The sequence below is a fragment of the Actinophytocola sp. genome (genome assembly GCF_036378875.1).
GTDB lineage: Bacteria > Actinomycetota > Actinomycetes > Mycobacteriales > Pseudonocardiaceae > Actinophytocola.
Genome location: NZ_DASUVO010000176.1, coordinates 200,379 through 208,328, shown reverse-complemented (window position 1 = coordinate 208,328; position 7,950 = coordinate 200,379). Strand labels below are relative to the sequence as shown.

Below are 7,950 nucleotides of genomic sequence, written 5' to 3'. Positions count from 1 at the left end.
CGCCTCCGGTGTTCGACCGGAGACGGCCCCACGGCCGTTGTCGTGCTGTGTTGTCAGCGAACCGTGCCCGCGCGGCGCTTGGTCCACACGTCGTAGGCCACCGCCGCCAGAAGGACGAAGCCCTTCACGAGCATCACACGTTCTGTCGGGGCGCCGAGCAGTGACATGCCGTTGTTGATGACACCCATGATCAGACCGCCGGTGATCGCCCCGATGACCTTGCCGACGCCGCCCTGGACGGCGGCGCCGCCGATGAACGCGGCCGCGATCGCGTCCAGTTCGAACGTGTCGCCAGCGGTGGGCCCGGCCTGGTTGAGGCGGCCCGCGAAGATCACGCCTGCCAACGCGGCCAGCACGCCCATGTTCACGAACACCCAGAACGTCACCGGCTTCACCCGCACGCCGGACAGCGTCGCTGCCTGGAGGTTGCCGCCGACGGCGTAGATGTGCCGGCCGAACACCGACCGGTTCGCCATCAGCGAGTAACCCAGCACCAGCACCGCGAGCAGCACCAGCACCCAGGGCAGGTTCTTGAACCGTGCGAGTTGCACCACGACGAACATGACCACGAGCGCCGCGAGCAGGATCTTCCCGACGAACAGCGGGAACGGGTCGACGACCTGGCCGTAGCCCAGCCGGGCACGTCGGGTACGCCACTGCACGAACGCGAAGCCGACCACCACGAGGATGCCGAGCAGCAGCGACACCAGGTCCGCGCCGCCGAGCGGGCCGAGACCCACGTTGCCGAGGTAGCCGTCGGTGAACCCGTTGGACAGCGTGCGGATCTCGTCAGGGAACGGCCCGATGCCCTGGTTGCCCAGCACCGTCAGCGTCAGCGCCCGGAACACCAGCATGCCGCCGAGCGTGACGATGAACGCCGGGATACCGAAGTACGCGATCCAGTAGCCCTGCGCGGCACCGATCAGCGCACCGGCCGCCAGGGTGACGATCACCGCGACCCACCACGGCCATCCCCATTGGACGGTCAGCACCGCGCAGACGGCACCCGTCACGGCGACGACCGAGCCGACCGACAGGTCGATGTGCCCACTGATGATCACCAGGATCATGCCGATCGCGAGGATCAGCACGTACGAGTTCTGCACGACGATGTTGGAGATGTTGCCCGGTTGCAGCAACGCGCCGTCGGTGAGCACGGCGAACAGCACCACGATCAACGCGAACGCGACGTAGATACCGCTCTGCCGCAGGTTCAGCCGGAACCGTCGCTGCGGCCCGCCGTCCGGTGCTGCCACCGGAGTCGACTCGACGTCGACGATCTGCGAACTCACGACGTCACCTCGCCCGCTCCGTGGCGCCGGAACGCTCCGCAGGCTCCGCTCCACCGGCGCCCTCCGCGTTCGAGGCGCCGTCCTGAACATCGATGGTTCGCTCCGCAAGCTCCGCTCACGGCCTGACCTCCTGCGTCATGTACTCCATCAAGCGCTCCTGCGTCGCGTCCTCGCGCGCCATCTCGCCGGTGATGCGACCGGCCGACAAGGTGTAGATCCGGTCGCACAGACCGAGCAGCTCAGGCAGCTCCGAAGAGATCACCAGCACCGCCTTTCCCTGCTCCGCCAGCGAGTTCACGATCGTGTAGATCTCGTACTTCGCGCCGACGTCGACCCCGCGGGTCGGTTCGTCGAGGATCAGCACGTCCGGCTCGGTGAACATCCACTTCGCCAGCACGACCTTCTGCTGGTTGCCACCGGAGAGCGTCTGCACACCGGCCTGCACGTTGGGTGTCTTGATCCGCAGCGCGGAACGGTACTTCTCCGCGACACGGTACTCCTCGTGCTCGTTGACCCAACCGCGCCGGGACAGCAGGCCGAGGCCGGCGGCCGAGACGTTGCGCTTCACGTCCTCGACGAGGTTCAGCCCGTACCGTTTGCGGTCCTCGCTCACGTACGCGATCCCGTTGCGGATGGCAGACTCTGGCGTCCGCACGTCGATCGGGCGACCGTCCTTGATCACCCGACCGGAGATGTCCACCCCGTAGGACCGGCCGAACACGCTCATCGCAAGCTCGGTGCGACCGGCGCCCATCAACCCGGCCAAGCCCACGATCTCCCCGCGCCGCAACGAGAGGTTCGCGTGGTCGACCACCACCCGGCCGGGGTTGTTGGGACTGTGGACGGTCCAGTCCACGATCGACAGCACCTCGTCGCCGATGTGCGGTGTGCGTGGCGGGAACCGGTGCTCCAGGTCCCGCCCCACCATGCCCGCGATGATCCGATCCTCGGTCACGTCCGACGTGTCGAGCGTCTCGATGGTCCGCCCGTCGCGCAGGATCGTGATGGTGTCGGCGATCGCGGTGACCTCGCCGAGCTTGTGCGAGATCACCACACACGTGATGCCGTCGTCACGAAGACCACGCAGCAGGTCCAGCAGATGCGCGGAGTCGTCGTCGTTCAACGCCGCGGTCGGTTCGTCCAGGATCAGCAGTTTGACCTTTTTGGACAGCGCCTTCGCGATCTCCACCAGCTGCTGCTTGCCGACGCCGAGCTCACCCGCGGCGGTCGTCGGGTTCTCCCGCAACCCGACGCGACGCAGGTGCTGCTCGGCCTCGTGGTTGGTCCGGTTCCAGTCGATCATCCCGCGATGGGCGATCTCGTTACCCAGGAACAGGTTCTCGGCGATCGACAGCTGCGGCACCAGGGCGAGCTCCTGGTGGATGATGACGATGCCGCGGGCCTCGCTGTCGCGGATGCCGGAGAACGAGCAGACATGCCCGTCGAAGACGACCTCTCCGGAGTACGTCCCGTGGGGGTGTACCCCGGAGAGGATCTTCATGAGCGTCGACTTGCCCGCTCCGTTCTCGCCACAGATCGCGTGGATCTCACCTCGCCGCACCGAGAACTCCACGTCCCGCAACGCGGTCACGCCGGGGAACGACTTGGTGATGCCGTGCATCGCCAGGATCTCGTCGAACACGAACTTACCTCAACTGGTCCTCGGTGTAGTAGCCGGAGTCGATCAAGACCTTCTTGTAGTTGGACTTGTCGACGATAACCGGCTCCAGCAGGTACGACGGCACGACCTTCTCGCCGTTGTCGTAATCCTTGGTGTTGTTGACCTCCGGCTTGTTGCCCTGCAGCACGGCGTCGGCCATGTCGACCGCGACCTTCGCGAGCTCGCGGGTGTCCTTCTGGATGGTCGAGTACTGCTCACCCGCGATGATGGACTTCACCGAGGCCACCTCGGCGTCCTGTCCGGTCACGATCGGGTACGGCTGGCCTGCGGTGCCGTAGCCACCGCTCTTCAGCGCGGAGAGGATGCCGATCGACAGACCGTCGTACGGGGACAGCACACCGTCCACCTTGGATCCGTCGTTGTAGGCCGAGGTGAGCAGGTCCTCCATGCGCCGCTGGGCCGTGGCGGGGTCCCAACGCAGGATCGCGATCGTCTTGAAGTCAGTCTGGCCGCTCTTGACCTTCAGCGTGCCGTCGTCGACGTAGGGCTTCAGCACGTCCATCGCGCCGTTGAAGAAGAAGGTGGCGTTGTTGTCGTCCGGCGAGCCGGCGAACAGCTCGATGTTGAACGGACCCTTCGCGGTGCCGGGCGTCCCGTCCGCGTTGAGGATCTTGAGACCGGTCAGCAGCGAGGTCGCCTGCTGCTGGCCGACCTTGAAGTTGTCGAACGAGGCGTAATAGTCCACGTTCGGGCTGTTGCGGATGAGCCGGTCGTAGGCGATCACCGGGATCTTGTTGTCGGCGGCCGTCTGCAGCTGCGAGGTGATCGCCGTGCCGTCGATGGACGCGATGATCAGCACTCGCGCGCCCTTGGTGATCTGGTTCTCGAGCTGGTTGGCCTGCGTCGGGATGTCGTTCTCCGCGTACTGCAGGTCGACCTTGTAACCCTTGGCCTCCAAGGCCTTCTTGATGTTGTCGCCGTCGTGGATCCAGCGTTCGGACGACCGCGTCGGCATCGTCACGCCGACGAGCGCGCCGTCGGAGGACTGGGGTTGCTGGTCGACGGTCTTCTCAGCCGAACCGCAGGCGGTCATCGCCAGGGCCAAGCCTGCGGCGGTGAGTCCCGCCGCGAGCCGTGGAAACCTCATCGTTTCTCCTTCTGTGTCAGCGCAGGCCGTATGCGAGGCGGTAGTAGGCCTGGTTCCAGCGCAGCCGGTCGGCGAACGCGTCGGTCGTGGTGTCGTCGTCGATGAGCACGAGCTCCGTGTCGGCCATGCGAGCGAAGTCTCGCAGCACGCCCGAACCGACTGACTGGGTGAGCACCGTGTGATGCGGGCCACCGGCGGTGAGCCAGCACTCGGCCGAGGTCTGCAACGACGGCGCGGGCTGCCACACCGCCCGCGCGACCGGCAGCCTGGGCAGCGGCTCGTCCGGTGGGACGACGTCGATCTCGTTGGCCACCAACCGGAAGCGGTCGCCCACATCGGCCAGACCGATGACGACGGCCGGCCCGGGCGCGGTGTCGAACACCAGTCGTACGGGATCCTCCCGGTCGCCGATCCCGAGCGGGTGGATCTCGCACGACGGTGTGCCGTCCGCAATGGACGGACACACCTCAAGCATATGCGCACCGAGAATCTTCGGCGTACCGGGTCCGAAGTGGTAGGTGTAGTCCTCCATGAAGGACGTGCCGCCGGACAGGCCCCCGCCCATCGCCTTCACGGCCGCCAGCAGCGCGGAGGTCTTCCAGTCACCCTCACCGCCGAAGCCGTAACCGTCGGCCATGAGTCGCTGCACGGCGAGACCCGGCAGCTGCCGCAACCCGCCCAGGTCCTGGAAGTTCGTGGTGAACGCGCCGAAGGAGCCCTCGGTGAGGAACCGGCGCAGGCCGGCCTCGATGCGTGCCGAGTACCGCAGCGACTCGTGCCGCTCTCCCCCGCGCGCGAGCTCCGGCGCGAGCTGGTAGGCACCGGCGTACTCGGCGACCAGCTCGTCGATCTCGTCGTCGGCGACCGCGTCGACCACCGCGACCAGGTCGTTGACACCGTAGGTGTTGACAGAGACACCGAACCGCAGCTCGGCCTCCACCTTGTCGCCCTCGGTCACGGCGACGTCACGCATGTTGTCGCCGAACCGCGCGAGCCGCAACGTCCTCAGGTGGGCGAGGCCGGTGGCGGCGCGGGCCCACTCGTCGATACGGCTGGTGACGGTGGGATCGGTCGCGTGGCCGGCGACGGTCTTGCGGGCCACGCCGAGCCGGCTCTGGATGTAGCCGAACTCGCGGTCACCGTGCGCGGCCTGGTTGAGGTTCATGAAGTCCATGTCGATGGACTCCCACGGCAGCGCCTCGTTGAGCTGGGTGTGCAGGTGCAGCAACGGTTTCCGCAGGATGTCCAGACCGCTGATCCACATCTTGGCCGGCGAGAACGTGTGCATCCACGCGATCACGCCGACACACGAGGGATCGCTGTTGGCGGCCAGCAGGATGTCGCGGATCGCGGCGGAGTCGGTGAGCACCGGCTGCCAGGCGATCTCCACGCTGACGGCACCGGAGTCGGTGAGCATCTGCTGAATCCGCTGGGACTGGCTCGCCACCTGGTCCAGGGTCTCCGGGCCGTACAGGTGCTGGCTGCCGGTCAGGAACCAGACCTGCGGCTTGGCGGCAGAGGACATGAAATCTCCTTATTGCCCGTACACGTTCTGGTACCGGGCGTAGAGCCGGTCGACATCCGAGGAGTCGATGACGTCCGGCTTACCGAGCTGATGTGCGAAGTGGACAGTGCGGGCGACGTCCTCGAGCATCACGGCCGCCTTGACCGCGGCACGCGCGTCCTTCCCGATGGTGAACGGGCCGTGGCCCTTCATCAGCACGGCGGGGGATCGACTGTCCCGCAAGGTTTCCACGATGCCACGGCCGATCGAGTCGTCACCGATCAGCGCGAAGGGACCGACCGGGACGTCACCACCGAACTCGTCGGCGATCATCGTGAGCACACACGGGATCGGTTCGCCGCGCGCGGCCCACGCGGTCGCGTACGGCGAGTGCGTGTGGACGACCCCGCCGACCTCGGGCATGTGCCGGTACACGTACGCGTGCGCCGCGGTGTCCGAGGACGGCGACAGGTCTCCCTCGACGAGGTTGCCGTGCAGGTCGGTCACGACCATCGTGTCCGCGCTGAGGTCGTCGTAGGACACCCCGGACGGCTTGATGACCATCAGGTCCTCGCCCGGCACCCGCGCCGAGATGTTGCCGGCGGTCCAGATGACCAGGTTGTAGCGGGTCAGTTCCGCGTGGAGCGCCGCGACCGTTTCGCGCAGCGCGGTGAGTGTCCTCATCGATCGACCACCGCCGCGCGCCGCAGTGCCTTCAGCTTGTGCATGACGTCGTTGCCGCCCCGTCCGAAGTGGTCGTGCAGGTCCGCGTACTCCATGAACAGCTGCTCGTAGATGGCCACGTTCTCCGGGATCGGTTGGTACACACCGCTGTTCACCGAACCCATCGCGACCGCGGCCGCGCGGATGTCGGCGTACGCGCCCGCGGCGACCGCGGCGTGCATGGCCGAGCCGAGCGCGGGTCCCTGCGCGGAACCGGTGGTCGACAGCGGCAGGTTGGTCACGTCCGCGTAGATCTGCATCAGCAACGAGTTCTTGACGAGCCCGCCCGCGACGATCAGCTCCGTCACGGGCACACCGGAGTCGGTGAACGCCTCGACGATCATGCGGGTGCCGAACGCGGTGGCCTCCATGAGCGCCCGGTAGATGTCCTCCGGCCGGGTGGCGAGGGTCTGGCCGAGCACCACACCGGACAGCTCGTGGTCGACGAGCACCGAACGGTTGCCGCTGTGCCAGTCGAGGGCCAGCAGGCCGTGCTCGCCGACCCGCTGCCGTGCGGCGAGGTCGGTGAGGTACTCGTGCAACGACTTTCCTTGCGCGCGAGCGGCCTCGTGGTACGCCGGGGGCACCTGGTTCTCGGTGAACCAGCCGAAGATGTCGCCGACGCCGCTCTGCCCAGCCTCGTAACCCCACAGCCCGGGGACGATGCCGCCCTGCACGACGCCGCACATGCCCGGCACCTCGTGCAGCTCCTCACCGTTGAGCACGTGGCAGGTGGACGTGCCCATGATCGCGACGAGCCGGCCCGGCTCGACCGCCTGCGCGGCCGGGGCGGTGACGTGAGCGTCGACATTGCCGACAGCGACGGCGATTCCGGCCGGCAGCCCGGTCCAGTACGCGGCGAGCTTGCTCAGGTCGCCGGCACGGTCACCGAGCTGACCGATCGGGTGGTCGAGCTTGTCCTTCACAAAACCGGCGAAGTCCGGGTGCAGCTCGCGGAGGAACTCCTCCGACGGGTAGGCGCCGTCCTGGTAGATGCCCTTGTAACCGGCCGTGCACGCGTTGCGGACGTAGTTCCCGGTGAGCTGCCAGATGATCCAGTCGGCCGCCTCGACCCAGTGCGCCATCGCGGCGTAGACGTCCGGCGCCTCCTCCAACAGCTGCAGACCCTTGGCGAACTCCCACTCCGAGGAGATGAGCCCGCCGTAACGGGGCAACCACTTCTCGTCCCGCGCGGCGGCCAGCGCGTTGATGCGGTCGGCCTGTGGCTGGGCGGCGTGGTGCTTCCACAACTTGACGTAGGCGTGCGGGTCGTCTGCGAACTCGTCCAGCTCGCACAGCGGGGTGCCGTCGGCGGTCACCGGGATCATCGTGCAGGCGGTGAAGTCGGTGCCGATGCCGATCACGTTCGCGGCGTCCACGCCCGCGTTCCTGATCGCCTCCGGCACCGCGGTACGGAGCACGTCCACGTAGTCCTTCGGGACCTGGAGCGCCCAGTCCGGCGGCAGCGGCTTGTCGCTACCCGGCAGCGCGTGGTCGACCACGCCGTGGCGGTACTCGTGCACCGCGGTACCGAGCTCCGCACCATCACTCACCCGCACGACCACTGCTCGCCCGGAGAGGGTGCCGAAGTCGACGCCCACCACCAGCGCGTCATCGCGATCGTTGGCCATGCGAGGAGTGTTATCGCTAACATTCACCTCGT

Annotated in this window: 6 protein-coding genes; all 6 read right to left on the bottom strand. The window is 67.4% G+C overall.

What is annotated here, in order from left to right:
• Positions 1 to 53 precede the first annotated feature (53 nt).
• The 6 genes from mmsB to araB all read right to left on the bottom strand — a co-directional run bounded on the left by mmsB (position 54) and on the right by araB (position 7,918).
• Positions 54 to 1,256 carry a multiple monosaccharide ABC transporter permease gene (gene mmsB / locus VF106_RS50750; protein WP_330847363.1) on the bottom strand — a complete coding sequence of 401 codons (1,203 nt, stop codon included), beginning with the start codon at positions 1,254 to 1,256 and terminating at the stop codon, positions 54 to 56.
• A gap of 151 nt (positions 1,257 to 1,407) precedes the next feature.
• Entirely contained in the window at positions 1,408 to 2,913 is a 1,506-nt protein-coding gene (gene mmsA / locus VF106_RS50745) for a multiple monosaccharide ABC transporter ATP-binding protein (RefSeq protein ID WP_330847362.1), read from the bottom strand.
• 25 nt (positions 2,914 to 2,938) lie between these two features.
• The gene (chvE, locus tag VF106_RS50740) at positions 2,939 to 4,060 is read right to left on the bottom strand and encodes a multiple monosaccharide ABC transporter substrate-binding protein (protein ID WP_330847353.1); all 1,122 of its coding nucleotides are present in this window, start codon (positions 4,058 to 4,060) and stop codon (positions 2,939 to 2,941) included.
• Between the two features lie 16 nt (positions 4,061 to 4,076).
• Positions 4,077 to 5,585 carry an L-arabinose isomerase gene (gene araA, locus VF106_RS50735; protein ID WP_330847352.1) on the bottom strand — a complete coding sequence of 503 codons (1,509 nt, stop codon included), beginning with the start codon at positions 5,583 to 5,585 and terminating at the stop codon, positions 4,077 to 4,079.
• 9 nt (positions 5,586 to 5,594) lie between these two features.
• The gene (locus tag VF106_RS50730; RefSeq protein WP_330847351.1) at positions 5,595 to 6,248 is read right to left on the bottom strand and encodes an L-ribulose-5-phosphate 4-epimerase; all 654 of its coding nucleotides are present in this window, start codon (positions 6,246 to 6,248) and stop codon (positions 5,595 to 5,597) included.
• Positions 6,245 to 7,918 carry a ribulokinase gene (gene araB, locus VF106_RS50725; RefSeq protein ID WP_330847350.1) on the bottom strand — a complete coding sequence of 558 codons (1,674 nt, stop codon included), beginning with the start codon at positions 7,916 to 7,918 and terminating at the stop codon, positions 6,245 to 6,247. Before araB ends, VF106_RS50730 begins: the two co-directional genes overlap by 4 nt.
• Positions 7,919 to 7,950 lie beyond the last annotated feature (32 nt).